The sequence below is a fragment of the Methylobacterium gossipiicola genome (assembly GCF_900113485.1).
Classification (GTDB): domain Bacteria; phylum Pseudomonadota; class Alphaproteobacteria; order Rhizobiales; family Beijerinckiaceae; genus Methylobacterium; species Methylobacterium gossipiicola.
In genome coordinates this window covers 1-25,652 of sequence record NZ_FOPM01000023.1, presented here as the reverse complement: position 1 = coordinate 25,652, position 25,652 = coordinate 1, and the positions used below count along the sequence as shown (strand labels likewise).

23 protein-coding genes are annotated in these 25,652 nt (G+C 69.5%); 13 read left to right on the top strand and 10 right to left on the bottom strand.

What is annotated here, in order from left to right:
• The first annotated feature begins 19 nt into the window (after positions 1–19).
• Entirely contained in the window at positions 20–223 is a 204-nt protein-coding gene (locus tag BM249_RS17025; protein ID WP_091974251.1) for a hypothetical protein, read from the top strand.
• A 191-nt stretch (positions 224–414) separates the two neighbouring features.
• On the opposite strand, the gene BM249_RS17020 is transcribed toward BM249_RS17025, so the two are convergent.
• The 3 genes from BM249_RS17020 to mtgA all read right to left on the bottom strand — a co-directional run bounded on the left by BM249_RS17020 (position 415) and on the right by mtgA (position 2,950).
• Complete coding sequence (locus BM249_RS17020) at positions 415–981, bottom strand: hypothetical protein (protein WP_091974249.1); 567 nt, start codon at positions 979–981, stop codon at positions 415–417.
• Between the two features lie 32 nt (positions 982–1,013).
• On the bottom strand, positions 1,014–2,027 hold the full coding sequence (locus BM249_RS17015; protein ID WP_091974247.1) for a DUF4424 domain-containing protein: 1,014 nt from the start codon (positions 2,025–2,027) through the stop codon (positions 1,014–1,016).
• 122 nt (positions 2,028–2,149) lie between these two features.
• Positions 2,150–2,950 (bottom strand): monofunctional biosynthetic peptidoglycan transglycosylase, encoded by an 801-nt coding sequence (gene mtgA / locus BM249_RS17010; protein ID WP_091974245.1) that lies wholly within the window; start codon positions 2,948–2,950, stop codon positions 2,150–2,152.
• Here mtgA and BM249_RS17005 point away from each other — a divergent pair.
• From BM249_RS17005 to BM249_RS16975, 7 genes are all read left to right on the top strand, one after another.
• Positions 2,949–3,911: a polyprenyl synthetase family protein gene (locus tag BM249_RS17005; protein ID WP_091974244.1), complete on the top strand. Its 963-nt coding sequence runs from the start codon at positions 2,949–2,951 to the stop codon at positions 3,909–3,911. The genes mtgA and BM249_RS17005 overlap by 2 nt on opposite strands.
• 76 nt (positions 3,912–3,987) lie before the next feature.
• Positions 3,988–5,094: a 3-isopropylmalate dehydrogenase gene (gene leuB / locus BM249_RS17000; protein ID WP_091974242.1), complete on the top strand. Its 1,107-nt coding sequence runs from the start codon at positions 3,988–3,990 to the stop codon at positions 5,092–5,094.
• Between the two features lie 106 nt (positions 5,095–5,200).
• Positions 5,201–6,376: a transglycosylase SLT domain-containing protein gene (locus BM249_RS16995; RefSeq protein WP_091974240.1), complete on the top strand. Its 1,176-nt coding sequence runs from the start codon at positions 5,201–5,203 to the stop codon at positions 6,374–6,376.
• Positions 6,377–6,488: 112 nt separating this feature from the next.
• Positions 6,489–7,112, top strand: coding sequence for a response regulator (locus tag BM249_RS16990; RefSeq protein ID WP_244528835.1), 624 nt, complete (start codon positions 6,489–6,491; stop codon positions 7,110–7,112).
• 97 nt (positions 7,113–7,209) lie between these two features.
• Entirely contained in the window at positions 7,210–8,130 is a 921-nt protein-coding gene (locus tag BM249_RS16985; RefSeq protein WP_091974238.1) for a transglutaminase family protein, read from the top strand.
• Positions 8,131–8,217: 87 nt separating this feature from the next.
• A complete protein-coding gene (locus tag BM249_RS16980) occupies positions 8,218–9,024 on the top strand; it encodes a transglutaminase-like domain-containing protein (RefSeq protein WP_091974236.1) in 807 nt (268 codons plus the stop codon).
• 97 nt (positions 9,025–9,121) lie between these two features.
• Entirely contained in the window at positions 9,122–9,805 is a 684-nt protein-coding gene (locus tag BM249_RS16975) for a L,D-transpeptidase (RefSeq protein WP_091974234.1), read from the top strand.
• Between the two features lie 158 nt (positions 9,806–9,963).
• Here BM249_RS16975 and BM249_RS16970 read toward each other — a convergent pair whose 3' ends face one another.
• Together BM249_RS16970 and BM249_RS16965 are read right to left on the bottom strand one after the other, a co-directional pair.
• Positions 9,964–10,320 carry a hypothetical protein gene (locus BM249_RS16970; RefSeq protein ID WP_091974232.1) on the bottom strand — a complete coding sequence of 119 codons (357 nt, stop codon included), beginning with the start codon at positions 10,318–10,320 and terminating at the stop codon, positions 9,964–9,966.
• Positions 10,321–10,531: 211 nt separating this feature from the next.
• Positions 10,532–11,032: a phasin gene (locus BM249_RS16965; RefSeq protein ID WP_091974308.1), complete on the bottom strand. Its 501-nt coding sequence runs from the start codon at positions 11,030–11,032 to the stop codon at positions 10,532–10,534.
• Between the two features lie 267 nt (positions 11,033–11,299).
• Between BM249_RS16965 and BM249_RS16960 the strand changes: the two genes are divergently transcribed.
• The 5 genes from BM249_RS16960 to BM249_RS16940 all read left to right on the top strand — a co-directional run bounded on the left by BM249_RS16960 (position 11,300) and on the right by BM249_RS16940 (position 18,624).
• Positions 11,300–13,936, top strand: coding sequence for a PAS domain-containing sensor histidine kinase (locus tag BM249_RS16960; protein ID WP_143103787.1), 2,637 nt, complete (start codon positions 11,300–11,302; stop codon positions 13,934–13,936).
• 174 nt (positions 13,937–14,110) lie between these two features.
• Positions 14,111–14,395, top strand: coding sequence for a hypothetical protein (locus BM249_RS16955; RefSeq protein ID WP_091974229.1), 285 nt, complete (start codon positions 14,111–14,113; stop codon positions 14,393–14,395).
• A gap of 152 nt (positions 14,396–14,547) precedes the next feature.
• Positions 14,548–16,497, top strand: coding sequence for an acetate--CoA ligase (acs, locus tag BM249_RS16950; RefSeq protein ID WP_091974228.1), 1,950 nt, complete (start codon positions 14,548–14,550; stop codon positions 16,495–16,497).
• 127 nt (positions 16,498–16,624) lie between these two features.
• Entirely contained in the window at positions 16,625–16,933 is a 309-nt protein-coding gene (locus tag BM249_RS16945; protein ID WP_091974227.1) for a DUF485 domain-containing protein, read from the top strand.
• Entirely contained in the window at positions 16,930–18,624 is a 1,695-nt protein-coding gene (locus BM249_RS16940; RefSeq protein ID WP_091974226.1) for a cation acetate symporter, read from the top strand. The genes BM249_RS16945 and BM249_RS16940 overlap by 4 nt, the downstream gene beginning before the upstream one ends.
• Before the next feature lie 188 nt (positions 18,625–18,812).
• Here the strand turns inward: BM249_RS16940 and BM249_RS16935 are convergent, their stop codons facing one another.
• The 5 genes from BM249_RS16935 to BM249_RS16915 all read right to left on the bottom strand — a co-directional run.
• Entirely contained in the window at positions 18,813–20,165 is a 1,353-nt protein-coding gene (locus BM249_RS16935; RefSeq protein WP_091974225.1) for a DUF2252 domain-containing protein, read from the bottom strand.
• 101 nt (positions 20,166–20,266) lie between these two features.
• On the bottom strand, positions 20,267–21,868 hold the full coding sequence (purH, locus tag BM249_RS16930; protein ID WP_091974224.1) for a bifunctional phosphoribosylaminoimidazolecarboxamide formyltransferase/IMP cyclohydrolase: 1,602 nt from the start codon (positions 21,866–21,868) through the stop codon (positions 20,267–20,269).
• A 149-nt stretch (positions 21,869–22,017) separates the two neighbouring features.
• Positions 22,018–23,727: a heparinase II/III family protein gene (locus BM249_RS16925; protein WP_091974223.1), complete on the bottom strand. Its 1,710-nt coding sequence runs from the start codon at positions 23,725–23,727 to the stop codon at positions 22,018–22,020.
• Between the two features lie 262 nt (positions 23,728–23,989).
• On the bottom strand, positions 23,990–24,511 hold the full coding sequence (locus BM249_RS16920; RefSeq protein ID WP_091974222.1) for a hypothetical protein: 522 nt from the start codon (positions 24,509–24,511) through the stop codon (positions 23,990–23,992).
• A 427-nt stretch (positions 24,512–24,938) separates the two neighbouring features.
• Positions 24,939–25,652 (bottom strand): DUF4113 domain-containing protein (locus tag BM249_RS16915; protein ID WP_143103786.1); only part of this gene is annotated, 714 nt, incomplete at its 5' end.

Genomic DNA, 25,652 nt, shown 5'->3' with positions numbered 1-25,652 from the left:
AGTCTATGGAGAAGTCATTATGGCTAAGACGTTGACCGGTGCTGTTCTTTGTCTGTCCTGTGTTTGGATGGTTGCTCCAGCCCTCGCCTCGCCCAACACGATGCCCCAGGGCAAGCGGGATGAGATGGCCCAACGGGACACCAAGCACGAAGTGACCGCGCAGCAGAAGGAAAACAGGGAAGCCAATCGCAACGTCGACACTCTGATCCAGAACCGGAAGTAGGCGGAAGACGGGCTTCGCGAAACGCCCGCTCTCTCTCCGCTTCTCCCTCCGGAGGGTGAGCGGGCGTTTCCCGAACGACGACCGTTTCCAAACGGACGATGGGGTTCAACCCCGGGGCGGGTCGGCGGTCATCATCCATCCGACCTACCTTTGGTTTGTCTCAGCGGTCGGCCCGCCTCGAGATTTGGGTCTCAGGCCGCGATCCAGCCCGATTCGCCGCGCCGGAACAGGCCTGGACCGAGATCGGCGTAGCGCAGGAAGATCTGCAGGGCCGGCTGCATCTCATGATGAAGGGCCGGCGGAGCTTCGGCCTTGCCATAGGGGCGCGCCGGATCGATGGCCGGCACGTCCCGGGCCGCGTCCCAGATCACGCTTAAGGCACGCACCAGGGCGAGGTGCTCGGCGCCGACGTCGAAGGTCACGTGCTCGGGCGTCTCGCCCGTGGTCTCATCGCGAAACACGTCGCCGACATCGTCCGAAGCCAGCTTGGCCAGGGTGTTGTGATAGGCGTAGCGCCCCGGCTTCAGGACCGCGTGGGCGCAGAACACCGCCAGGGCGTCGCCGAGCGCCCGGTGTTCCTCGTCCGCGCCGTCGTCGTCGCCCGTGACGTTGAAGATGTCGCCGTCCCGGTCGGTGCTGCCGTAGGGCGCATCCGGATGCACGATGGGCGCCCCCACCCCGTCGCGGTTCCAGGCCACCACCATCCGGCGGATCAGCGCGATGCGCTCGAGGGTGAGTTCGAAGGTCGGCTCGGTCATCGCGGGTCTTTCTCGATACGGTCCGGCCTGCTCTATCGGATGTCGAGGGACCGCGCATCTTGCGACACGTAGAGCACCCGCAAGTCCGAATCGGGCACGTAGTTCTCCGCCGTGAAGGCGAAGGTCGTGGGTCCGGTTTTCGCGATGCCGTTCCGGCACAGGCTCACGAGGTTCTTGGGGTCGCCCTTGTCGATGGTGAGCGCGAACGTGCCGATGGTACCGGCCCAGTTGCGCGCCGTCGTGACGATGTAGGGAACCACCACGGCGCTGACCACGGCGTCCGCGCCGCCGCCCTTGTCCGCCGCCTTCGCGCTCGCCGCGGCGAGGAGCCGGCGCAGGCCGGCCACGCCCGCATCGTCGAGGCAGTAGCGGGCGCGGAAGGCCCGGTCGGTGAGATCGCTACGCCCGATCAGCAGGCTGCCCTTCACCGGCCGGTAGGCATGCTCGATGACGAGGTCGCGCCCGGCCGGGAAGGTCTGCTCCCAGTGGAACTTGGCCTCGCTGCGCCAGAGACCGCCGCCGGGTCCATCCTCGTCCGTGATCAGCTCGGCCTTCACGAGTTCGGCGCGTGCGGTCGGCGTCAGCTTGGCCAGAGCCGCCTCGAACGCGTCCCGGCGCATGGGGTTGAGGGGGAGGCCGTGCTTGCGCAGGAGGTCGCCGACCTCGCGGGTGCCGAGGAACGCGCGCTCCTCGAGCTGCGGGGTGAGCGGCGCCCCGTCCACCGTCACGGTGAAGCCGACGAAGTTGGGGCTCGATTCGTCGGGTAGGGTCTGGGCCGAGGTCACGAGTTCGGCCCCGTCGATGGGCGGCAACGGAAACGCCACCCGCACGGTGCGCAGGCTCGCCGATCGGTTGCGAAATACGTAGCGCACGGTGATGCGGTCGAGGCCGATCCGCAGATCCTCGCGCGCGAGACCGATCTCGGGATCCTTCACCAGGACGAGGCCGCCGGCGTCGAGTTCGGCGGCGCTGTCATTGGCTCGGGCGGGCGCCGCGAGGAGAATGGCCGCCAGGAGGGCGACGGGCACGCGGCGGGACTGAAGCATCGTGGCGGGAATCCGGGAGACAGCGATTCGGCGGCGGGGCCTGGGCGACCCCGGCGACTTATGACATCACCTGGACCCGATCGGCGAGACAAGCAGAGCTGGGTCCGTCCGGATGCGGCGCCTCATCGCTTGAGGCACCCCATCAGCCCCGCCACGCCGTTCATCCGTCCCTGAATCCGTGCCGCCGCCGCCCGCACGCCCCGCGACGGCAGGGCCGGGTTGCGCAGGATCGGGTTGGGCAGCACGGCGGCGAGCAAAGCCGCCTCCCCGCGCGTCAGGTCGCGGGCGGGCTTGCCGAACCAGCGTCGCGCGGCGGCCTCGGCCCCGAACACACCCTCCCCCCATTCGGCGACGTTGAGGTAGATCTCCATCATCCGGCGCTTGCCCCAGAGGGCGTCGGCGCCGAGCGCCAGGGGGATCTCGAGGCCCTTGCGCAGCACCGAACGGCCCGGCCACAGGAACACGTTCTTCACCGTCTGCATGGAGATCGTCGAGGCGCCCCGGCTCGGGCCGTCCTCGTCGTCGACAACCTCGCGCAGGGCACCCCAATCGACGCCGTCATGCAGGCAGAACCTCTGGTCCTCGGAGGCGATCACAGCCTGGACGAGATGGGGTGAGATCGCCGCCAGGGGCACGGCCTGCCGGTCCACGGAGCGCAGGGTTGCCCACCGCGCGAGCATCAGGGTTGAGGGCGGCGGCACCGCGCTATAGACGAGCGCCATGACGAGCAGGACGCCGAAGGCCAAAGCGGGCAGCAGCAGGACGAGTCCGACGATCCGGCGCGGGCGCCAGCCCCGTGCCGAGTCCGTCGCCGCCCGTGTTGGCCGGCGGCGCAGGGGCCGCTCGGCGCTCTCCGCTCCCTCCCGAATCTGACTTTCCTCCCCTCGCCGCACGTTCACCCTTCCGAAGGCCCGCCCGACCATGACGTCAACGCAAGGATCCCACGCTTCGGTCAAGGCGGATGCCCCGGTCGATGCGTTTTCCCACAGGCTTGCCACGGTGGCGGACGCCGTGGAGGCGTGGCTCGCCGACCGCCTCACCCCCGAGACCCAGGCCGGCGAGATCACCCGGCCGGTGCGCCTGATGGAGGCCATGCGCCACGCCGTGCTCGGCGGCGGCAAGCGCCTGCGCCCGTTCCTCGCCGTGGAGACGGCCCGGATGCTCGGCGCCGACACCGCCGGGGCGCTCGCCGCCGGTTCGGCCATCGAACTCGTGCACTGCTATTCCCTCGTCCACGACGACATGCCGGCCATGGACGACGACGACCTGCGCCGCGGCAAGCCCACCGTCCACAAGGCCTATGACGAGGCCACCGCCATCCTGGTGGGCGACGCGCTCCAGACCCTCGCCTTCGAGGTGCTGGCCGATGCCACCTGGCAGCCCGATCCGGCGATCCGGGCCGACCTCGTCCTCGGCCTCGCCAAGGCGTCGGGCCTCGGCGGCATGGTCGGCGGCCAACTCCTCGACCTCGGGGCGGAGGGCCGCTTCGGCCCGGTCTCGCTGACCGTCGACGACACCCTCCAGCTTCAGGCCATGAAGACCGGCGCGATCCTCGCCTTCTCGGTGGAAGCCGGCGCCATCGTGGGCGGCGCCACCCCGGACGAGCGCCGCGCCCTCCTGCGCTACGGCCACGCCCTGGGCCAGGCCTTCCAGATCGCCGACGACATCCTCGACCGCGAAGCCTCCGCCGAAGCCATGGGCAAGGCGACCGGCAAGGACAAGGATGCCGGCAAGGCCACCCTCGTCGACCGCCTCGGCCTCGACGGCGCCCGCGCCGAGTGCGACCGCCTCGTCGGCGTCTGCGAGGACGCCGTCTCCGCCTGGGGCGACCGGGCACAGATCCTTCGCGAGGCCGCGCGGTTCACCGTGGCGCGCAAGGTCTGATCCCCGAGAGCCTCGCGCTTCCTTCGTAACACCGAACCCGCTCCGCCGGCCCGACGAACCCAAGCGAGTTGATCCCATGACCACCCACAAGCTCCTCCTCTTGCCCGGCGACGGCATCGGCCCCGAGGTGATGGCCGAGGTCGAGAAGGTGATCGGCTTCCTCGGCGAGGCCGGTATCGCGGCGTTCGAGACGGAGGGCGACCTCGTCGGCGGTTGCGCCATCGATGCCCACGGCGTGCCGCTCACCGACGCCGCCCTCGCCCGGGCGGAGGCCGCCGACGCGGTCCTGCTCGGCGCCGTCGGCGGACCGAAATGGGCGAACGTCGCCTACGAGATCCGGCCGGAGGCGGGCCTGCTGCGCCTGCGCAAGGATCTCGGCCTGTTCGCCAACCTGCGCCCGGCCATCTGCTACCCGGCGCTCGCCGAAGCCTCCGCCCTCAAGCGCGAACTCGTCGAGGGCCTCGACATCATGATCGTGCGCGAGCTCACGGGCGGCGTCTATTTCGGCGAGCCGAAGGAGATCACGACCTTGGCCGACGGCACGAAGCGCGCCGTCGACACCCAGGTCTACACCACGGGGGAGATCGACCGCATCGCCCGCGTCGCCTTCGACCTCGCGCGCAAGCGTTCGGGCCGCGTCGCCTCGGCCGAGAAGCACAACGTGATGAAGTCCGGCGTCCTGTGGAAGGAGGTCGTCACGCAGGTGCACGCCGAATACGCCGATGTCGCCCTGGAGCACGTGCTGGCCGACAATTGCGCCATGCAGCTCGTGCGGCGCCCCAAGCAATACGACGTCCTCGTCACCGACAACCTGTTCGGCGACGTGCTCTCCGACGTGGCCGCGATGCTCACCGGCTCCCTCGGGATGCTGCCGTCGGCGTCGCTGGGCGCCGTCGACGCCAAGGGCTCGCGCAAGGCCCTGTATGAGCCCGTGCACGGCTCGGCCCCGGACATCGCCGGGCGCGACCTCGCCAACCCGCTGGCCATGATCGGGTCCCTGGCCATGGCCCTGCGCTACTCGTTCGGCCTCGGCGAGGCGGCCGATCTCCTCGACGGCGCGATCACGGACGCCCTGGCGGGTGGCGCCCGCACCCGCGACATCGCCCCCGAGGGAACCCGGGCGCTGGGCACCGCCGGTATGGGCGATGCCGTCGTGGCTGCCCTCAAGGCCCGGATTGGCTGAGGAAAACACGGCTGCCACGGCTTCGCCACAAGCGGAGCCGTGTTGTCGCCACATCTGTCAAGGTAATCTGTCCCCGTAGTTACCAGCCGCGGGAAGAACAGAGCACATGCAGGGTCGCACGGTCGGATCGTCACGGACTGTCCTCGCCAACGGCCCGTTCAAGGGGCCTGTCAAAGGACCCCTGCGGGGGCGCTCCGGGGCATCCGCCACGACATCCGATGCCCTCACCCTCGGCGGACATGTCGGCCACCAGCACGGGAGCCGCGCCGCACTCATCCGTTCCGTACTGTCCGTGACCCTGCTGGCCGGCGGCCTCAGCGTCGCCCTCCTCAACGGCGTGGGCCCGAGCGGGACGGGCCTCGCCGGCGTCCAGTCGGCGCAGGCCATGACCAACGTGGCGATGCCCCCGCCCCGCCTGCGGACGGCCGAGCCCGCCATCCTGGGTACGTCCCCCGGGGTCCTGACCGCCTCGGCCGCCTTCGCGCCGATCCACGACCTCGACACCGAACTCGGCTCCAACGCCGTCGACCGGGTGTCCTACGACTTCCTCATCACCGAGAGTGCCGTGGGCGACCCCAACGACATCCTCGAATTCGGCCCGATGAAGATTCGCCGCCACCTCGTGCAGAAGATCGTCACCGCCGCCCAGAAGGTGGAGACCGATCCCGTGCTGCTCATGGCGGTGGCCGACAAGGAATCGAGCTTCAAGACCGAGGTGCAGGCGCAGACCTCCTCGGCCACGGGCCTGTTCCAGTTCATCGAGCGGACCTGGCTCGGCGTCGTGCGCGATTTCGGCCCCAAATACGGTCTGGCCCAGGATGCCGCCCTGGTGGTGACGGGCGACAACGGCCGCCCCGCGGTCAACGATCCGGCCGAGCGCATCCGCATCCTCGAGATGCGCCGCGATCCCTACCTCTCGGCCCTCATGGCCGGCGAGATGCTGAAGCGCGACGCCGCCCGCATCGCCCTGCGCATCGGCCGCGATCTGTCGCTGGGGGAAATCTACCTCGCCCACTTCCTTGGACCGGACGACGCCGAGCAGTTCCTCGCCACCGTCGTCGACAAGCCGAAAGCCGCCGCCGCGCAGATGTTGCCGGGGCCGGCGCGGGCCAACAAGGCCATCTTCTTCGCCGCCCAGCGCGGCCGCCGCAAGGCGACGAGCCTGTCCGTCGCCCAGGTCCACGAGAAGTTCGAGGCGATGATGAGCGCCCGTGGCGCCCGTTACCGCGATGTCAAGGCGGTCGCCGGATTGCTGAGCTACGCCGACGCCTCCGCCGAATGAGCGGATGGCGGTCCGGGCGCGGATTTTTCCGCAACTCGTCGCGCCGTCCCGGCTTTAAGGTGAGTGCGCTCGACTCCCGGAGCACCGCGAGACCCATTGTCGGAGGCTTCCCTTGGCCGATCCCGAGGCCGATACGAACGGCATTCCGCAACGCGGCGTCGGCGCCGGACGCGACCCCGCCGTCGAGACCTTGAGTCCGAGCCTATCCCTCGACCGGATCGGGCAGGCCCTCGCCTCGTTCTACGACGACCTCATCGCCGAGGGGGTGCCGGAGCATCTCGCCGTCCTCGTGCGCCAGGTGCGAACGCCCGAAGCCGCCGCGCCCGATCCCGCGCCGGCGGCCTGCGGACTCAAGCCCGGCCGGCTCGCCCTGGTGGTCGAGGACGACGCCGCCATCCGCGCCATGGCGGTCGCTCTCCTCGACGAGACGGAACTCGATGTCCTGAGTTGCGACAGCGCCGAAGCCGCCCTCGACATCATGCGGGCTCGCGGTGGTGAGGTCGCCCTCGTGTTCGCCGACGTGCATCTCGCCGGCGTCATGGACGGTGTTCAGCTCGCCTCCGCCATCGCCCTCCTGTGGCCGACGACCCGACTCGTCGTCACCTCCGGTCAGCGCACGCAGCGCCCGAGCGCCCTCGCCCCCCAGGCGGTGTTCATTCCCAAGCCCTGGCGCCCCCTGGATCTCCTCGGCGAGGTCGAGCGCGCCCGCGTCACCCCCCACCTCCTGTTGCCTTGAGGGCGCGCGCCCACCCTCGCGATGAGGGTGGCGTTCGGGCGCGTCTCTTGCATCCGGGACTTCCAGCCCGCGCCGGTCGGCGCGGCGGAGCCGATCCGTGCCGATCCTGTCCGTCCGCCACGTCACCACCTACCGCTACCGCCAACCCGTGGCGTTCGGTGAACACCGGATCATGTTCCGGCCGCGGGACAGCTACGACCAGCGCCTCATCGCCGCCAGCCTGACGATCACCCCCGAACCCGCGTCCCTGCGCTGGCTCCACGACGTGTTCGGCAATTGCGTCGCCGTGGCGGTCTTCCAGGGGCGGGCCTCCGCCCTGGTGTTCGACTGCGCCATCACCCTCGACCACACGCCCGAATTGACGCCGGATTTCCCCCTGGCGCCCCACGCGGCGTTCTATCCGTTCAGTTACGGCGCCGACGACATCGCCGATCTCAGCCGCTCCATCGAGCGGCAGCATCCGGACCCGCGCAACGAGATCGATGCCTGGGCACGTGGCTTCATTCCCCCCAACGGACGAATCGCGACGCAGGATCTCCTTGCCGAGATGACCCGCAGCGTCCGGCGAAATTTTGCCTACCTCGCCCGCTTCGAGCGGGGCGTGCAGGACCCGGTCACCACCCTGCGGCTGAAGCGTGGCAGCTGTCGCGACTTCGCCGTGCTGATGATGGAAGCGGTCCGGGCGCTGGGCATGGCCGCCCGGTTCGTCTCGGGCTACCTCTACAATCCGCGCGGCGACCGCGATCGCCATGTCGGCGGCGGCTCCACCCATGCCTGGGTTCAGGTCTATCTGCCCGGGGCGGGCTGGATCGAGTTCGATCCCACCAACGGCATCGTCGGCAACCGCGATCTTATCCGCGTCGCCGTGGCCCGAGATCCGCGTCAGGCGGTGCCGCTGCACGGCTCGTTCTTCGGGTTTCCCGCCGACGACCTCGGCATGACCGTGAGCGTCGCCGTCGACGAAGTCGATCCGAACGGCTTCGACCCGAGGGGGCCGAATGCCGCGCCGGTGCGTTGACGGTCCGATTACTGCATGATCCTCAAGGCATGACCCGGATCGTGGCCCGGGGCTGGCCTTGCAGGGCCGAGAGATCAGGTGAGCGGCATGAAAATTAGGACCGGGTTCGACATCGCATTCGAGTCGGTTCAGCCGACCCCCATGATCCTGGCGCTGAGCGTGCACCCGTCGCGGATGCCCGATCTGCTCACTCCGCACACGATCACCTTCGATCCGCCGATCCCGTCGCAGGAGTATCGCGACGTCTTCGACAACGTCCTCACGCGGATCGTCACGCCGCCGGGGCGCCTCACCATGTCGGCGGATTTCACTATCCAGGATTCGGGCCTGCCCGACGTCTATGCCCCCCACGCGCAGCAGATCGAGGTGCAGAACTTGCCCTCCGATGTCCTGGTCTATCTTCTGGGCAGCCGATACTGCGACACCGACAAGCTGTCCGAGACCGCGTGGTCGCTGTTCGGCGGCACCCCCACGGGATGGGCCCGGGTGCAGGCCATCGTCGATTACGTCCACGACCGGATCCGCTTCGACTACATGTGCGCCGACGCCACCCGGACGGCCTGGGATGGATTCATGCAGCGCCAGGGCGTCTGCCGCGATTTTGCGCACCTCGCCGTCGCGTTCTGCCGCTGCATGAACATTCCGGCGCGCTACTGCACCGGGTACCTCGGCGATATCGGCGTCCCGCCCGTGCCCGATCCGATGGATTTCTCCGCCTGGTTCGAGGTCTACCTCGACGGTGGCTGGTACACGTTCGACGCGCGCCACAACAAACCGCGCATCGGCCGCATCGTCATGGCCCGGGGCCGCGATGCCACCGATGTCGCGATCACCACCAACTTCGGCTACGCGCACCTCGCCCGCTTCGACGTGCACACCGACGAAGTGTTCTGAGAAACGCCCACCCGCGAAATCTTCGATCCCGATGGAACCGGTTCCCTACGCTTTCGCTTGTATAGCAAAGGTTACGCTCCAGGTAAGGCATCCCACGATGAAGACCTTGGCTTCCGCCCTCGCTGGCATTCTCGGCGTCTGTGTTCTGGCCAGCGGCCCTGTGCTGGCAAACCCCTACGATCCCTTCGGTGGCGACACCGGCGAAGACTATTATGCCGATCCGGCCTACGGCCAGACCGGCACCAGCCCCTACAATTACCAGGGGACCTATGGCGGCCGGCAATCCTACGGCGGCACCGTCGGACAGGGCGTGCAGGCGGCGCCCCAGGCGCAGGTCGCCCCGATCCCGCGCGAGATCGTCGCCTTCCGGGGCGACTACAAGCCAGGCACCATCGTGGTCTCGACCTCCGAGCGGCGGCTCTATTTCGTGCTGCCCGACGGTGAGGCGATCCGCTACGGCGTTGGTGTGGGCCGCCCGGGCTTCACTTGGTCGGGCACCAAGACCGTGACGGCCAAGAAGGAATGGCCGTCGTGGACCCCGCCGGCCGCGATGCTCGCCCGCCGTCCCGATCTGCCGCGCTACATGGCCGGCGGCGTCGAGAACCCCCTCGGGGCCCGCGCCATGTATATCGGCAACACCGAGTACCGCATCCACGGCTCCAACGAGCCGGACACCATCGGGCAGGCCGTGTCCTCGGGCTGCATCCGCATGACCAACGACGACGTCACCGATCTGTACGACCGGGTGAAGGTCGGCGCCAAGGTCGTGGTCCTGAACTGAACCGATCCGGTTTCCAGGGCCGGTTTCTCAGGGTTCCTGCCTGGACCCGGGAAGGGCGTGCCGTTCGAGACCCATGACTTTCTAGACTGCCGTGAACGAGAAGAGCCGCCCCTTCGAGAGAGGGGGCGGCTCTTCTCGTGTTCGCTCCGCAATGCCGCTTACGGCACCACCCGGCCGACGGCGGTCTGCGGGCCGCTCAAGGGGGCGATGGGCATGTTGCAGAAGCAGCGGACGCCGAGGGGGCGCGGCCCGGGCAGCGGGCAGGAATAGGGCTTGTAGCCCGTCAGCCCGGACTGGACCGCGTCGCAATTATAGCCCGTGGCGACGCGGCGCGGGGCGGGGCGCGCGTAGGGCTCGTCGTAGATCCGGCGCGGCGGCGGCCCCCGGTCTTCGTAATACCGGCGCGGTGGCGGGCGGTCGTAGCCGTCGTCGTAATATTGCGCGCTGGCGCCCTGGGCGCCGAGCGCGGCGGCCAGGGCCGCGACCATCACGCTGATTCGGTGGGCCGATCGCATTCGATTCCGCGCTCCTCGATCCATGCTGTCCGCCACGGGCGCAGGGGTCGCCCGGCGGGGCGCAACCGTTAGAGCATCGCCGCGCCGAGGGGAATCCGGTTCCCGCAAAGTTGAAGGCCGGAACGCGAACGGCCCGCCCCGCGCGCGGCGGGACGGGCCGTCTGACAGTCGGGACCGGTCCGAGCCGGCCTCGCGATCCGTTGCCGTGCGATCAGTTGCCGTTGGTGTTGGTCGCGTTGCGCAGGGCCTGCTCGGTCTCGGCGCCGGCCTTGCGAGCGGCCTCGGCGCCCTGCTCCATGGCCTTGCGGGCATGTTCGGCGGATTCCTGCATCACACCCTTGGCCTTCTCGGCGCTCTGCTGCATCGCCGTTTGGGCGAGGCCGCCGAACTCCTTGGCCTGGGCCTGGATCGCCGCGAACTGGCTGCGGACGAACTCGGCCTGATGCTGCATGGCCTCCTGCAGGTCGCGCGAGCGGACGAGCTTCTGGGCGAGATCGAAGGCGGCCGTCACGTTCTGCTCGGCGAACTCGAACCCCCGGGCGGAGACGTCCTGGGCGCTGGTGCGGGCGGTCTCGGCCGAGCCCTGGACGGTGTCGGCGGTGCGGCGGGCGGCGCTGATGAACGAATCGAATGCCTTGCGGGCCTGATCGACACTCTTCTCCGCGAAATCGCGCATCTCGGCGGGGACTTCATAATTCGGGGTGCTGGTCATCATCCTCTCCTTTTCGTTGGCTTGTTGATTCGTTTGTTGTGCGCTGCACAATAGCACACCGTCCGCCCTATGCCACCCTGGGCGGGCGCATTAAGATTGACAACAGGTAAACGTGTGGCGCTGTCGATTGATGTCCACTCTCCGCCTCGCTTGCGGTTAAGTGTCGTTCCCGAGGCGTTCACTCCGAACCCGGTCCATGGCATCGGCCGGGTTCGGATGCCTCACGGAGGGCTCCGCGGTGGAGCGCCTCTTCCAGAAGCTCGTTCCGTGAACTGGGTACGAATGTTCGACAACGGGATCGAAGGGCCTGTCCCGGGCAACGATGGGGCGCTGGCGGCTCTGCTGGCCGGTCTGAACCGCGATCCGCGCTTCGGGCCGCTTCTATGCGCGCCCGACGCCGTTCTGCTCGTCCTCGATGCGTCGGGGACCCGATTGGTGCATGCTTCCCCGGCGGCCGCGCCCCTGGCGCGGGCGATCGCGGCGGATGGCGCTGTGTCGCCGGCCCTGCGGCTCGGCGCGCAAATGCGCGCCACGGCCGAGCCCACCCTCACGCGTATCCAGTTCGACCGTCGTGGCGTCGCGGTGCCGACGACCTGTTTCGTCGCGCGACGCGCCCTCGCGGACGGCCGCGCCGTGATCGTTCTCGTGCCGGTGGCGCCGCTGCCCCGCCTGCGGCCCGTCGCGGCGGCGCCGAGCCAAGCGGGTCCGTCCAGCCCCGCGCCTGTTTCGGACGAGCCCACCGAGGCGGCGATGCCCCCAGCCGGTACGGTGCCCCGCTTCACCTGGGCGACGGATGCGTCCGGGATCCTGGTGCGGGTCGATGGTCCGGCGGGGGCGCTCCTGCGCGGCACGATCCTCGGCCGGTCCTGGCCCGCCCTGTCGCGTGCCGGCATCGTCCGCGACGGCGAGGGCCTGATCAGCGTCCTCGCGGCGCAGCGCACGTTCCGGGCCATTCCCCTCGGCATCCGCCGGGCTTCGGGGGAGTGCGTCGAATTCGAGTTGTCGGGCGCTCCCCTCGCCCGGTCCGGACAGGCGCCGCGAGGCTTCGCGGGGTTCGGCCTCGTGCGGTCTGTCGAGGCCGCGCCTATGCCTCAAGCCGCGCCTGCGCCCATTCTTCCGTCCGTCCCCGTTCCTCCGCCCGAGTCGGCGTCCCGCCCCGAGGCCGTCGCGCCGCCGCCGCCCGAAACCGTCGTTCCCGAGGCGACGGCTCCCGTTCCCGTCATCGCACCGGAGCAGGAGCCGGAGCCGGAGACTTGCGAGGCCCCCGCGCCGGAACCGTCCCTGACGGTCCACGAGCACGCCGCCTTCCGCGAGATCGCCCGCGCCCTCGGCGCGCGCTTCGCCGGGGATGAAGCCGAGGAAGCGCCCGCCCGCGAGGCCGCCGGGCCGAGCGGTGACGTGATGCCGTTTCCCGCGCCCGCCCTGCCCGCGGCACCGGACGCCGCCGTGGCCGCGACCCTCGATCGCCTGCCCACGGGCGTCCTCGTCTACCGGGGTGCGGACCTCCTGTTCGCCAACCGGCACCTCCTCGATCTCGCGGACTTTCCCGACCTCGACGCCGTCGTGGCGGCGGGCGGCCTCGCCTGCCTGTTTCGCGGCCTGCCACCCCACGAGCGCCCGGCGAGCGACGCCCCCGCGATCCTCACGGACCGGAGCGGCGCCCATCGGGGCGTCGATCTGCAGACTTCGGTCATCGATTGGGCCGGTCGACCGGCGCAGCTCGTCCTCGCCCGCGACGCGGCGGCGGACGAGCCGGCCCGCGCCCGCACGGCCGAGCGGATCGCCCGGGACTTCGCCGCGCATCGCGCCGACGAGGTTCTCGGCATCCTCGACATCCTCGACGACGGCATCGTGACCCTCGACGGAAGCGCCCGCATCCTCGGGCTCAACCGGCGGGCGGCGACACTGTTCGGCACGGACCCGCGCGAGGTGGTGGGCGAGAGCCTGCTCGGCCTGTTCACGCCCGAGAGCGCCGTGGATGTCCTGGCCCTGGCCCACGGCGTTTCGGATGCGGGTCACACCGTCGTCGAGATGCGGGACGTGACCGGGCGTGGCCCCGACGGGCCGGTTCCCCTCCGCCTCGGCGTCCGCGCCGTCGCCGGCACGGCCGAGATCCGTCTGTGCGCGATCCTCAGACCCGTATCGGATTGGGTGGGGTCACCCGCGGAGGCCCTGCGCGTCGCCGAGATGGCCAGCGCCCGCAAATCCGAATTCCTCGCCCATGTCAGCCACGCCATCCGGACGCCCATGAGCGGCATCCTGGGCTTTGCCGACCTCATGCTCACGGAGCCGTTCGGAGCCCTGGGGAGCGACCGTTACCGGACCTATCTCGGCGACATCCGGCAATCCGGCACCCAGATCCTGACCCTCGTCGACGATCTCATCGATCTCGCGCGCATCGAGGCCGGGCGCCTCGACCTCGCTTTCACGGAGATTCCCCTCAACGATCTCGTCTCGCGCTGCGTCGCCCAGATGCAGCCCGAGGCGGCCCGCGAGCGCATCGTCGTGCGCACGAGCTTCTCCACCGATCTCGCGCCCCTGGTGGCCGACGAGCCCTCCCTGCGGCAGGCGGCGCTCACCGTCATCGCCAACGCGATCCGCTTCACCGAGGCCGGTGGGCAGGTCATCGTCTCCACCACCATGGCCGACCGGGGCGAAGTGGCCCTGCGGGTGCGCGACACCGGCATCGGCCTGACGCCGGCCGAAATCGACACCCTGCTGGAGCCCTACCGCGCCGCGCCGGTGCCGGGCCCGCGCCCCGGCACCGGGAGCGGCCTCGGCCTGCCCATCACCAAAGCGCTGGTGGAAGCCAACCGGGGCGAGTTCCGCATCACCAGCCGCAAGGACGAGGGCACCCTGGTGGAGATGCTGTTCCCGCCGGCCCAGGCCAGCCGCAGCGCCTGATCGATCTCCGTTCGCCGAAGGCGGGGATCGTATCGCCAAGTCCGCGTGTCGTCTGATCCGCGTGTCGTCTGAGCGAAACCGAACGCCGCCATACCGAACGGATCGAACGGCGCGCCGATGAGGGCAGAACCGGGTCGGAACTCGCGCGTTGGCCGTCCGAATGAGGAGGCCGCCATGCCCGTCCACACCGTTTCCCGCACAAGGTCGCTGCGTCTGTTGCTCGCCTCCGGGCTGATCGCCGTCGCGGGCGGCGCCGCCCTGGCCCAGGGCGTGGCGCCCGAATCCATGCGGAACATCGAATCCGCCGGGACCTTCCGCAACATCACCGCCACGGGGGTGACCAAGCCGCCGGGCCGTGCCCTCGGCGGCGAACGGCCCCGGGAAACGGACACGCCGTCCGCCAAGGAACGCGTCCTCGACCGTCGGATCGAAACCCAAATCTGTGTCGGCTGCAACTGATCGCGGTGGCCCGCGCTCCGCGTGACACCCGTCCAGAAGTATAGTGTCGCAGGTGCTTGCCGACGATATCTCCTTGCGCTTAAGAGTATTTTCAGGAAGCCCCGGCTGCGCGGATCATCGCGATACGATCGGGCACCGCAAGGGAAGACGTCATGGACGAGAAGGTGGTGGAAGTCCGCGCGGCTTGGGCCGAGGGGGCTCATGTCGACGACGCCCAGTATCAGGCCATGTATCAGGCCTCCGTCGAGGACCCGTCCGCTTTCTGGGGTGAACACGGCAAGCGGATCGATTGGTCGACGCCCTACACCACCGTCAAGAACACGAGTTTCGAGCCGGGCAACATCTCGATCAAGTGGTTCGAGGATGGGCGCACCAACGTCGCCTACAACTGCATCGACCGTCATCTCGAGACGCGCGGCGATCAGGTCGCCATCATCTGGGAAGGTGACGATCCGAGCGAGTCCAAGCACATCACCTACCGTCAGCTTCACGCCGAAGTCTGCCGGATGGCGAACGTGCTGCGCAATCGCGGCGTCTCGAAGGGCGACCGTGTCACCCTCTACCTGCCGATGATCCCGGAAGCCGCCTACGCCATGCTCGCCTGCGCGCGGCTCGGGGCGATCCACTCCATCGTGTTCGGCGGCTTCTCGCCCGATTCCCTCGCCGGCCGCATCGAAGGCTGCGCGTCGAAGCTCATCATCACCGCCGACGAGGGCCTGCGCGGTGGCCGCAAGGTGCCGCTGAAAGCCAATGTCGACGCCGCCATCGCCCGCCTCGGCAAGGATGCCGTCGATCACGTGGTGGTTGTGCGCCGCACCGGCTCCGAGGTCGCCATGGAGCCGGGCCGCGACGTCTATTACGACGAGGCCGCCGCCCAGGTCACCGACGAATGCCCGGCCGAGGCCGTGGAGGCAGAGCACCCGCTGTTCATCCTCTACACCTCCGGCTCGACGGGCCAGCCCAAGGGCGTGGTCCACACCACCGGCGGCTACCTCGTCTACGCGTCGATGACGCATCAATACGTGTTCGATTACCGCGAGGGCGAGGTCTACTGGTGCACCGCCGATGTCGGCTGGGTCACGGGCCACAGCTACATCGTGTACGGGCCGCTGGCCAACGGCGCCACGACCCTCATGTTCGAGGGCATCCCGACCTATCCGTCGAATTCCCGGTTCTGGGACGTGGTCGACAAGCACAAGGTCAACATCTTCTACACGGCGCCCACCGCCATCCGCTCCCTCATGGGCGGCGGCGAGGGCCCTGTGAAGCGCACCTCCCGCGCCTCCCTGCGGGTCCTCGGCTCCGTCGGTGAGCCGATCAACCCGGAGGCGTGGGACTGGTACTTCAAGGTGGTGGGCGACTCGCGCTGCCCCATCGTCGACACCTGGTGGCAGACCGAGACCGGCGGCATCCTCATCACCCCCCTGCCGGGCGCGACGAAGCTCAAGCCCGGTTCGGCGACGCGGCCGTTCTTCGGCGTGCAGCCGATGATCGTCGATGCCGAGGGCAAGACCCTGGACGGGCCGTGCGAGGGCAACCTCTGCATCAAGGATTCCTGGCCGGGCCAGATGCGCACGGTCTACGGCGACCACGAGCGCTTCGAGCAGACCTACTTCTCGACCTATCCGGGCACCTACTTCACCGGTGACGGCTGCCGCCGCGACGCCGACGGGTATTACTGGATCACCGGGCGCGTCGACGACGTCATCAACGTCTCGGGCCACCGCATGGGGACGGCGGAAGTCGAATCCTCCCTCGTCGCCCACCCCAAGGTCTCGGAAGCGGCCGTGGTCGGCTATCCCCATTCCATGAAGGGTCAGGGCATCTACGCCTACGTCACCCTCATGGAGGGCGAGGAGGGCTCCGAGGCGCTGCGCAAGGAACTGGTCGCCTGGGTCCGCAAGGATATCGGCCCCATCGCGTCGCCGGACCTGATCCAGTTCGCCCCCGGCCTGCCCAAGACCCGCTCGGGCAAGATCATGCGCCGCATCCTGCGCAAGATCGCCGAGGACGAGTTCTCGTCGCTGGGCGACACCTCGACCCTCGCCGAACCGGCCGTGGTCGACGACCTCATCGAGAATCGCCAGAACCGGACCCACTGAACGCGGTCCGACGGTGACGAAGGCGGGCGCCCCTCGGTGGCGCTCGCCGAACCGGCCACTTCAAGCACATCAATAACGGAAGAGTCAGGCGCCCTCGAGAAGGGGCCGGCTCGGGGAGAGTTGCGCCATGACCGATCCTATGACTGCGCGGATCGCGCAGAACCCGCGATTCAAGGAGCTCGTGCACGAACGCACCCGCTTCGGCTGGATCCTCACCGGCGCCATGCTGGTGGTCTATTTCGGCTTCATCGGCCTCATCGCCTTCGACAAGGCCCTGCTCGCCACGAAGATTGGCACGCCGACGACGTCGCTCGGCCTCATCCTGGGCGTTGCCGTCATCGTCTTCGCCTTCATCCTCACGGGCATCTACGTCCAGCGCGCCAACGGCCGCTTCGACGATCTGACGGCCGAACTCATCCGGGATCTCGGACGATGAGCCGCTTCAATCATCCCCTTCTCCTGGGCGCCGCCCTGGCGGCCCTGGCCGCCAGCGCCGCCTTCGCGGCCGGCCCCGATCTCGGGGCGGTCAGCCAGCAAGCCACGAACTGGCCGGCCATCGGCATGTTCGGCTTTTTCGTGATCTTCACCCTCGGCATCACCTACAAGGCCGCCATGGGGACGAAGTCGGCCGCCGACTTCTACGCCGCCGGCGGCGGCATCTCGGCCGGCACCAACTCCCTGGCGATTGCCGGCGACTACATGTCGGCCGCCTCCTTCCTCGGTATCTCGGGCCTCGTCTACACCTCGGGCTTCGACGGGCTGATCTATTCCACCGGCTTCCTCGTCGGCTGGCCCATCGTGCTGTTCCTCATCGCAGAGCGACTGCGCAACCTCGGCAAGTTCACCTTCGCGGACGTGGCCTCGTTCCGCCTCGACCAAACGTCGGTGCGCATCATCTCGGCCATCGGAACCCTGGTGGTGGTGGCGTTCTACCTCATCGCCCAGATGGTCGGCGCCGGGAAGCTGATCCAGCTCCTGTTCGGCCTGCCCTACCTCTACGCGGTGATCATCGTCGGCGTGCTGATGATCGTCTACGTCGCCTTCGGCGGCATGAAGGCCACCACCTGGGTGCAGGTGATCAAGGCCTGCCTGCTGCTCGGCGGCGCCAGCTTCATGGCCGGCGCGGTGCTCTTCAAGTACGGCTTCAACCCCGAGGCGCTGTTCTCGGCCGCCGTCGCCACCCACCCGAAGGGCGACGCCATCATGGCGCCGGGCGGTCTGGTCAACAACCCGATCGAGGCGATCTCGCTCGGCATGGGCCTGATGTTCGGCACCGCCGGCCTGCCGCACATCCTGATGCGGTTCTTCACGGTGTCGGACGCCACGGCGGCGCGCAAGTCGGTGTTCTACGCCACCGGCCTCATCGGTTACTTCTACATCCTCACCTTCATCATCGGTTTCGGCGGCATCGCCCTGCTGATGTCCGATCCGGTCTACTTCAAGCTCGGCCCGGCCGGCGCCTTCGACAAGCTGAAGGACATGATCGGCGGCACCAACATGGTGGCGGTGAACCTCGCCAACGCCGTCGGCGGCCCGTACTTCCTCGGGTTCATCTCGGCGGTGGCCTTCGCCACCATCCTGGCCGTGGTGGCCGGCCTCACCCTCGCGGGGGCCTCGGCCGTCAGCCACGATCTCTACGCCAGCGTCATCGCCCGTGGCCGCACCAACGAAGCCTCCGAGGTGCGTCTGTCGAAGATTTCCGCGGTGGTGATCGGCCTGGTGGCGATCTACCTCGGCTACATCTTCGAGAACCAGAACGTCGCCTTCATGGTCGGCCTCGCCTTCTCGGTGGCGGCGAGCTGCAACTTCCCCGTCCTCACCATGTCGATCCTGTGGCGGGGCACCACCACCTGGGGCGCCCTCATCGGCGGCTTCGTCGGCCTGTTCGCGGCCGTCGGCATGGTGGTCCTGTCGAAGGCCGTCTGGGTCACCACCTTCGGCAACCCGGTGGCGATCTTCCCCTATGACAACCCGGCGCTGTTCTCGATGCCGCTCGCCTTCCTCACGATCTTCATCGTGTCGAAGCTCGACAACACGGCCCGGGGCAAGCGCGAGCGCGCCGCCTTCGAAGCGCAGTTCGTCCGCTCGGAGACCGGCATCGGCGCCGACGGCGCCCACGCCCACTGAACGGACGGGGGCGCCGCGGCGCCCCCGAACAACAGAAAGGCGCGGGAGGCAGCCTCCCGCGCCTTTTTTGCTTCCAACATTCGGGTCTCGAAGGGCAAGCCCTTCGCGGGTCCAGGGCAGAGCCCCGGGACACACATCGGGCGCCGCCCGAACCCGCCGAAGGAGTAACCCCTTCGGGAGCCCGGACGTCAGGCGTTCTCGGCGCAGAGGGCGGCGTGATCGGCCACGGTCTGATGCGCGTAGCGCAGGGCGAACTCCGCGACCGCCTCGTCGAAGGCCGCGCCCTTGCCGAGATAGCCCGTGATCATCGCGGCATCGCCCGAGCGGGCATGGGCGCGGGCCAGCGTGGTGCCGCAGAGCTGGGCGTAGGTCTTGGCGCCGCCCTTGGCCAGGATTTCCCCCACCGCCGAGAGCTTCTTGTTCTTGAGTTGGCGCACGTAATACGACCGTCCGCTCGCGTCGCACTGGGCGGTGCCGAGGAACGGGTCGCTCGCCGCCTGCATGATCCGCTGCCCGTCGATGACGCGCTGGCCCTCCGAGATGAGGGAGAACGGGCGCAGGGCCAGGGGCGCGAGGACGGAGGGGCGGGCCTCCTTAATCTGCAGGAACAGCGGCGCCCCGTCCGCGTCGGCATAGACGCCGACGGCGCAGACCGTGCCGACGGAGCCGATCCCCACCACCTTGAACGCGACGTCGCGCTGGGCATAGCGCAGCACCAGGGTGTGGCGCTCGGCGCTGAGACTGCGCGGATAGGCGCGCAGGGCCTCGGCCGCCTCCTGTACCGCTTCGGTCAGGCCGTTCTCGCCTTCGTGGAAGATCGTCGGCGCCTTGTCGGCGATGCGCCATTTCGCGGGATCGCCCTGCGTCGTCGCCGGGTCGAGGTCCGGGGCATCGCCGTGGCTGAGGCCGTCCGAGGTCTCAATGGCGGCCTTGCGCAGGAGATGCCGGCACAGGTTGCCGTCGCCGAACCGCCCGATCTCCCGTTCGAGGTCGATGCGACTATGCCAGATCGCCAGGGGGCCGAGATCGGCGAGGTCGCGCATGTGCTGGCGATAGGCCCGCACCCCGGCCCGGGCCGCCTTGCGGGCCTTGTCCTCGCCCTGGCCCAGGGCCGCGACGGCGATGCTGGCGGCGAGGCGCTTCACGTCGACGGTGAAGTCGACGTTCCACAGGGTCTCGTCGAAGTCGTTGATGTCGAACAGGGTCAGCCCCTCGGGGCTGCGATAGACGCCGAAATTGCCGATGTGGCAATCGCCGCAGGCCTGGACGGGGAGACCCGGCACCGGGACTCCGGTGAGGTCTGCGGCCATGATGGCGGCGGCGCCGCGCAGGAACGCGAACGGGTTGGCCCGCATCCGCTCGTGGCGCAGGGGAATGAGTTCAAGGAGGCGGCCCCGGTCGCCGGCGCGCAGGATGGCCAGGGGATCGCGCCCCGGCGCCGGTGTCCATTCGGCGTGGGATTCGCGCGGCACGGCCTCGCGCAGGCGCTTGCCAGCCGCCCGGCGCTCGGCGCGGCGGAGGGACGTTGCGGAATCGGTCATGGTCGTCAGCCTCGGTAGGAAGCCGGGTTCGGCCCGCGCCGCACCCGGCCTTCGGAATACCCCGAGCGCAGGATCGGGGTCGCAGGATCAAGGGGCAGGGTTCAATGCCGGAAGTGACGGTGCCCGGTGAACACCATGGCGAGGCCGGCGGCGTCGGCCGCCGCGATCACGTCGGCGTCGCGCATCGAGCCGCCCGGCTGGATCACCGCCGTGGCCCCGGCTTCGGCTGCGGCCAGCAGGCCATCGGCGAAGGGGAAGAACGCGTCCGAGGCGACGACGGCGCCCTTGGCGAGGCTCTCGGGCACGCCGATGCGGGCCGCACCCTCGGCGGCCTTCCAGGCGGCGATGCGCGAGGAATCCACCCGCGACATCTGCCCGGCGCCGATGCCCACGGTGGCGCCGTTCCGCGCGTACACGATGGCGTTCGACTTCACGTGCTTGGCGATGCGGTAGGCAAAGCGCAGATCGGCGTATTCCTGTTCCGTCGGGGCGCGCTTCGTCACCACCGTCAGGGTCATGTCGTCGACGGTCGCCGCGTCACGGCCCTGCACGAGGAAGCCGCCCGACAGGGTCTTGACCGTTTCGCCCCCGGCACGCGGGTCCGGCAGGCCCCCGGCCAGCAGCAGGCGCAGGTTCTTCTTCGCCGCCACGAGGGCGATGGCCTCGGGCGTCGCGTCGGGGGCGATGATCACTTCGGTAAAGATCTCCACGATCTTCGCGGCGGCCTCGGCATCCAGCGTTCGGTTGAGGGCCACGATGCCGCCGAAGGCCGAGGTCGGGTCGCAGGCCAGTGCCCGCTCGTAGGCATCGAGGAGGGTCGCGCCCTCGGCGACGCCGCAGGGATTGGCGTGTTTGACGATGACGACCGCCGCGCTGCGGGCGGGATCGAACTCGGCGACGCATTCATAGGCCGCGTCGGTGTCGTTGAGATTGTTGTAGGATAGCTCCTTGCCCTGAAGCTGGCGGGCCGTGGCGATGCCGGGCCGAGTCGCGCCGGGCGTCCGGTAGAAGGCCGCCGTCTGATGGGGGTTCTCGCCGTAGCGCAGGGTTTGGGCCAACTGGCCCCCGAGCGCGCGGAACGCGGGCGCCGACGTCTGCGCCTCCGCCTGCGCGGCCATCCAGTTGGCGATGGCGGCGTCGTAGGCGGCCGTGCGGGCGAAGGCCTTGCCGGCCAGCCGCCGGCAGGTGGCGACGGAGAGGGTCCCGCCCCCGGCCGCGAGTTCGTCGAGGATGGCGCCGTAATCGGAGACATCCACCACCACGGCGACGTCGGCATGGTTCTTGGCCGCCGCGCGAATCATGGCCGGGCCGCCGACGTCGATGTTCTCGACGCAATCGTCATAGGAGGCGTCGCGCGCGATGGTGGCCTCGAACGGGTAGAGGTTGACCACGAGGAGATCGATGGCGCCGATGCCGTGGGCGGCGAGCGCCGCCTGATGCTCCGGATTCTGGCGCACGGCGAGCAATCCGCCATGCACCGCCGGGTGCAGGGTCTTCACCCGCCCGTCCATCATCTCGGGATAGCCCGTCAGGTCCGCCACCTCCGTCACCGGCAGGCCGGCGGCCTTGAGCTCGCGGTGGGTGCCCCCCGTGGAGACGAGGGCGATCCCGCGGGCGTCGAGGGCCCTGGCGAAATCGACGAGCCCCGCCTTGTCCGAGACGGAGAGGAGCGCGCGGGTCAACCGCACCTGATCATGCGACATGGGATTCGTCCGGTCGAACGGCGATGGAACTGCCGGGCGCCTAACACGAAAATCGGGGTCGGTGGAATCCGGGTTTCGGAACGCCGGCCCTGGACACCGCGTCGGGCTCTGTCCGCCACCCGCCAAGGGTGGGAGGCCATGAGCGGTGGTCAGGCCCTGGCGAAGCGCCAGCGCACCCGCGCCTCGCCCATGACCGTGAGATAGAGCACAACCTGGTCCGTGCGCCGCGCGCCCGTGAGCCCGGCGAAGTAGACGCTTTCCTCGATGGCGATCTGCGCGCCCTCGGCCTCCATCTGCCAGACCTCGCCGATGGGCGAGACGAGTTCGAGGCCGCCCTCCGTTCGGCCCCGGGCGGCGATGGCGGGGTGAAGGTGGAAGCGGATCGCGACCTCGTGGGCCTTCGGACGGGCCGATCCGGTCCGCACGAAAGCGTCCTCCCCCTCCAGGGTGGCGCCGTCGGCGGAAAGGCGCCAGCGCCGTTCGTGCACGAGGCCGAATTCGGGTCCGTAGCCATCATGGCGGGCGGCCAGCACCCGCGTCCCGTCCGGCTCGAGGGTGCGCTCGGATTTCACGTCCCGGGGGCCGCGCAGGATCACGGGCCCGATGCGGGCGGCGAGCCAGCGCACGGCCCAGCGCTCATGCCAGGCCCCGCCACCCGCGAGGAACCGGCACGAGGAGGTGTCGGCGACGGTGGCGGTGGAATGGGCCGCCGTGCTGCGGGCGAGGCGCCGGAGTTCCGGCCCGCTCGCCGGCAGGCCGCAATTGATGACGATCCGCTGGGGGCCGCTCGAGAACTCGAACGAGAGGCAGCCCGCCCCGGCATTGATGGAATCCCGCAGGGGCGGCGGCGCGCCGACATCGGCCACGAGCAGGACGCGGCCGGCTTCCAGGCGCTCGTAGCCGGAATTCGGCGCGTGCATGAGCGGCTGGGCGAGGGCGCCGTCATAGGCCAGCAGGGTGGCGAGGTGGTCGGCCGCCGTCTCGCCCATGCCGTTGAAGTGGCTGAGCGACGCGTCGGCGTGGCGCAGGAGTCTCAGCAGGGGCAGCATCCGGTCCACGGCGTGGAGCAGGGCTTGCGGCGGATCGATGCCGCGCCCGAGGAAGCTCTGACGCAGGGGCAGGAGGTCGAGGAGCAATTCCATGGTGAAGCGCGGGTCGCGGCTGCGGTGGCCGCCATCCGGCATGATCTGCCGTTCGAGTTCGCGGGCGAGGATGCGGGTCGCCCGGCGCAGGATCGGCTGGATGCCCTCGCAGCACAGGCCGGCGTAGCAGAGGGCCACGGCGGCGAGCAGGCGGGTCTGGGGCGAGAGCCCGCGCCGCAGGTCGCGTTCGAGGTCGCGGGCCGTGCGGCCGATGGTCTTGAGGAAGTTGCCGTAGAAGGTGCGGTCCGCCCCCTCGAGCACCAGGGGCGACTGGCACAGGAACGAGACGAGGCGCCGGGCGGCGACGGGGGTGGGCTTGGCGAGACCGGCGTCGCCGCGCCCGGCCATGAAATCGGCCACGAAGGCGCGGGCGTTGGCGCGGGCGAGCGCCGTATCGGCGGCGCGCAGGTGGCGCAGCCAGCCGAACCCGTAGAGGGCGTCGGCCCATTCCGGCGATGGCGGGGCGTAGTCGAACGGCGAGCGCCCGCTCACCGAGAGGGAGCGCCCGGCGAACACGAACAACCCGGCATAGATGTCGTCCGCGAAGGTGGCGTCGCTGGTGCGCAGGTCGTGGGGCGCGATGACGAGGCCCGTGACGCGGGCGCCGGCCAGGATGTCGGGCCGCCCGGTGGCGCCCGCAGAGAGGTTGCGGGCCGCCTTCGCGACCTCGCGGCCGATCAGACGATAGAACCGCCAGCGATCAGCCCCCCAACGCACACCGTCTCCCTTCCCGATGGGGCCGACGTTCCGCCGGTCTCCCTCAGCCTCAACCTAGGCCGTGCGCCTTGAGGGTTGGTTAACCTCAATGGGCCGGGGGGTCGAGGGCTTCCCGAGGACAACCCACCATCGACCGCTGCCGCTCCCAGGGGCCTGCCGTGCAAGTTCACCCGTGCGGGCAGAGGCGACGCGCCGTGGCGGGGTCGCGCTCACTCCGTGACGTCGAGGGACATCGGCCGGGGACGAGCCGAACGGCGGTGGCTCAGGATTTCTGGCCGTCCGATTTCGTGCGCAGTTCCGCGATCCGCTGCAGCAGTTCCTGCGTTTCGTTCGAGGCGGCGTGACGCATCCGTTCGTCGTGCGACAGGCGGGACTCTGCCGGAGCCGCCATCGGTTCCGGCGCGGGATCGTCGTCGCGCAGGACGAATCCGTTGGTTCGCCTGAAGTTCAGCAGCGGGAATCGGCTCGTCGTCTTGCCGTCGGTGATCCGTTCCGCCGCGATCGAGACCGAGATCTTCCGGCCCGCCATCGGCGCCGACACCCCGTCCACGGCGGTCTTGCCCGCGTTCGGTCCTCCGGCATGGAGGGAACTGCCCTGACCTTCGCGCGCGGCCTGCTCGCCCCGCGTCTCGCGCGAAGCCTGATGCTCCAGCATCCTCTGGCGGTCGAACAGATCGCGCGCGTCCCGGCTTCGCTTGTCGTCGAAGACTTTGTAGATGAACGTCAGTGTCGCCGCGACGGCGGAAGCGGCGATCGCCGCTTGCTGGATCGAAGCCAGATCCATCGATCCCTCCCCACCGTGCCCCGGTCCGGTCCGCCCGAACGCAGCCTACGCCGTCTCACGGCTCCGTGTAAAACCATCGTTTCCGGTGCAAAGTCCAGACCACGTGCCGCAACGAGGACGCTCGCTGTGCATCGGGCTCGACGACGGGAATGGTGAGCGCGCTGGGGCTCGAACCCAGGACCTACAGATTAAGAGAATGATTGTTCTGGCAAAAAATCTAATAAAATCAAAGGTCCCTGTGTCCATGGCGTGACGCTGGATCGGGCGCTATCACGAAGCAGGTTCGGCGCAATGGACACACAGCGCAAGCGAGTGCCGTATCGCGACGACTTCAAAAGCGAGAACCTCCCCCTGGCTGATGACGCGTGGCGCTTGCAGACATTGGAGGCGTCATCATGGGATTCCTTGTCGAGCCGAAGCTGTTTCTTCACGCGTGCGCCGTCGGCAACTCGGCCACCTGCGTCGTGTAGCGCGGGCTCCGCATCTCGAACTTCGTCGACCACGTGCGCTTCTCCGTAAGCCCTGCCCGTGCCGGCACAACCGATCCCCGCCCGAACCGGCTGTTGCATGCGTCCATCGCCGCCATCAGCGGGCCGCTGCGCTCACGGTCCAATCGGCCGATCAGGGCGCGTGGCGAGGCCGCGAGCGGCATCAGGTCCGTGGTGATGACGCCGGCTTTGCTGTAGCGCCACGGCCGATCCCCCGGCGCCTCGCGCCACGTCCTGGCGACCCCGAGCTGCGCCGCCTGGATCAGCACAAGGCTGTCGTTCGTCGCCTCGGGCAGCGTCACGGTGGTGGAGACCGAACGCATCGGGTCGCCCCGGTCATGGGTCGAGGTGTGATAGAAGACCGTGAGTTGGTCGGTGCCCAGCCCCTCGCTCCGGAGCTTCTCGCCGAGCCGCGTCGCGTGGGCGGCCACCGCCTGCTCCACGTTCGCCCGGTCCTCGACGCGGCAGGAGAACGAGCGGGTCACGGCGCAGCCCTTGCGCTTGGCCGGCACCAGTTCGAGGGGCAGGCACGATACACCGCGCAACTCGTGGATGATGCGCTCGCCCACCACCGTCATGGCTTTGCGCACCGGCCGGGGATCGAGGTCGCGCAGATCCGCGACGCTGTCGACGCCCATGGCGGTGATCTTGGC

Bases quoted from the DNA above. Each gene is read 5' to 3' on its own strand.
- BM249_RS17025 (WP_091974251.1), top strand. From the start codon at position 20: ATGGCTAAGACGTTGACCGGTGCTGTTCTTTGTCTGTCCTGTGTTTGG.
- BM249_RS17020 (WP_091974249.1), bottom strand. From the start codon at position 981: ATGACCGAGCCGACCTTCGAACTCACCCTCGAGCGCATCGCGCTGATC.
- BM249_RS17015 (WP_091974247.1), bottom strand. From the start codon at position 2,027: ATGCTTCAGTCCCGCCGCGTGCCCGTCGCCCTCCTGGCGGCCATTCTC.
- BM249_RS17005 (WP_091974244.1), top strand. From the start codon at position 2,949: ATGACGTCAACGCAAGGATCCCACGCTTCGGTCAAGGCGGATGCCCCG.
- mtgA (WP_091974245.1), bottom strand. From the start codon at position 2,950: ATGGTCGGGCGGGCCTTCGGAAGGGTGAACGTGCGGCGAGGGGAGGAA.
- leuB (WP_091974242.1), top strand. From the start codon at position 3,988: ATGACCACCCACAAGCTCCTCCTCTTGCCCGGCGACGGCATCGGCCCC.
- BM249_RS16995 (WP_091974240.1), top strand. From the start codon at position 5,201: ATGCAGGGTCGCACGGTCGGATCGTCACGGACTGTCCTCGCCAACGGC.
- BM249_RS16980 (WP_091974236.1), top strand. From the start codon at position 8,218: ATGAAAATTAGGACCGGGTTCGACATCGCATTCGAGTCGGTTCAGCCG.
- BM249_RS16975 (WP_091974234.1), top strand. From the start codon at position 9,122: ATGAAGACCTTGGCTTCCGCCCTCGCTGGCATTCTCGGCGTCTGTGTT.
- BM249_RS16970 (WP_091974232.1), bottom strand. From the start codon at position 10,320: ATGCGATCGGCCCACCGAATCAGCGTGATGGTCGCGGCCCTGGCCGCC.
- BM249_RS16965 (WP_091974308.1), bottom strand. From the start codon at position 11,032: ATGACCAGCACCCCGAATTATGAAGTCCCCGCCGAGATGCGCGATTTC.
- BM249_RS16955 (WP_091974229.1), top strand. From the start codon at position 14,111: ATGCCCGTCCACACCGTTTCCCGCACAAGGTCGCTGCGTCTGTTGCTC.
- acs (WP_091974228.1), top strand. From the start codon at position 14,548: ATGGACGAGAAGGTGGTGGAAGTCCGCGCGGCTTGGGCCGAGGGGGCT.
- BM249_RS16945 (WP_091974227.1), top strand. From the start codon at position 16,625: ATGACCGATCCTATGACTGCGCGGATCGCGCAGAACCCGCGATTCAAG.
- BM249_RS16940 (WP_091974226.1), top strand. From the start codon at position 16,930: ATGAGCCGCTTCAATCATCCCCTTCTCCTGGGCGCCGCCCTGGCGGCC.
- BM249_RS16935 (WP_091974225.1), bottom strand. From the start codon at position 20,165: ATGACCGATTCCGCAACGTCCCTCCGCCGCGCCGAGCGCCGGGCGGCT.
- purH (WP_091974224.1), bottom strand. From the start codon at position 21,868: ATGTCGCATGATCAGGTGCGGTTGACCCGCGCGCTCCTCTCCGTCTCG.
- BM249_RS16920 (WP_091974222.1), bottom strand. From the start codon at position 24,511: ATGGATCTGGCTTCGATCCAGCAAGCGGCGATCGCCGCTTCCGCCGTC.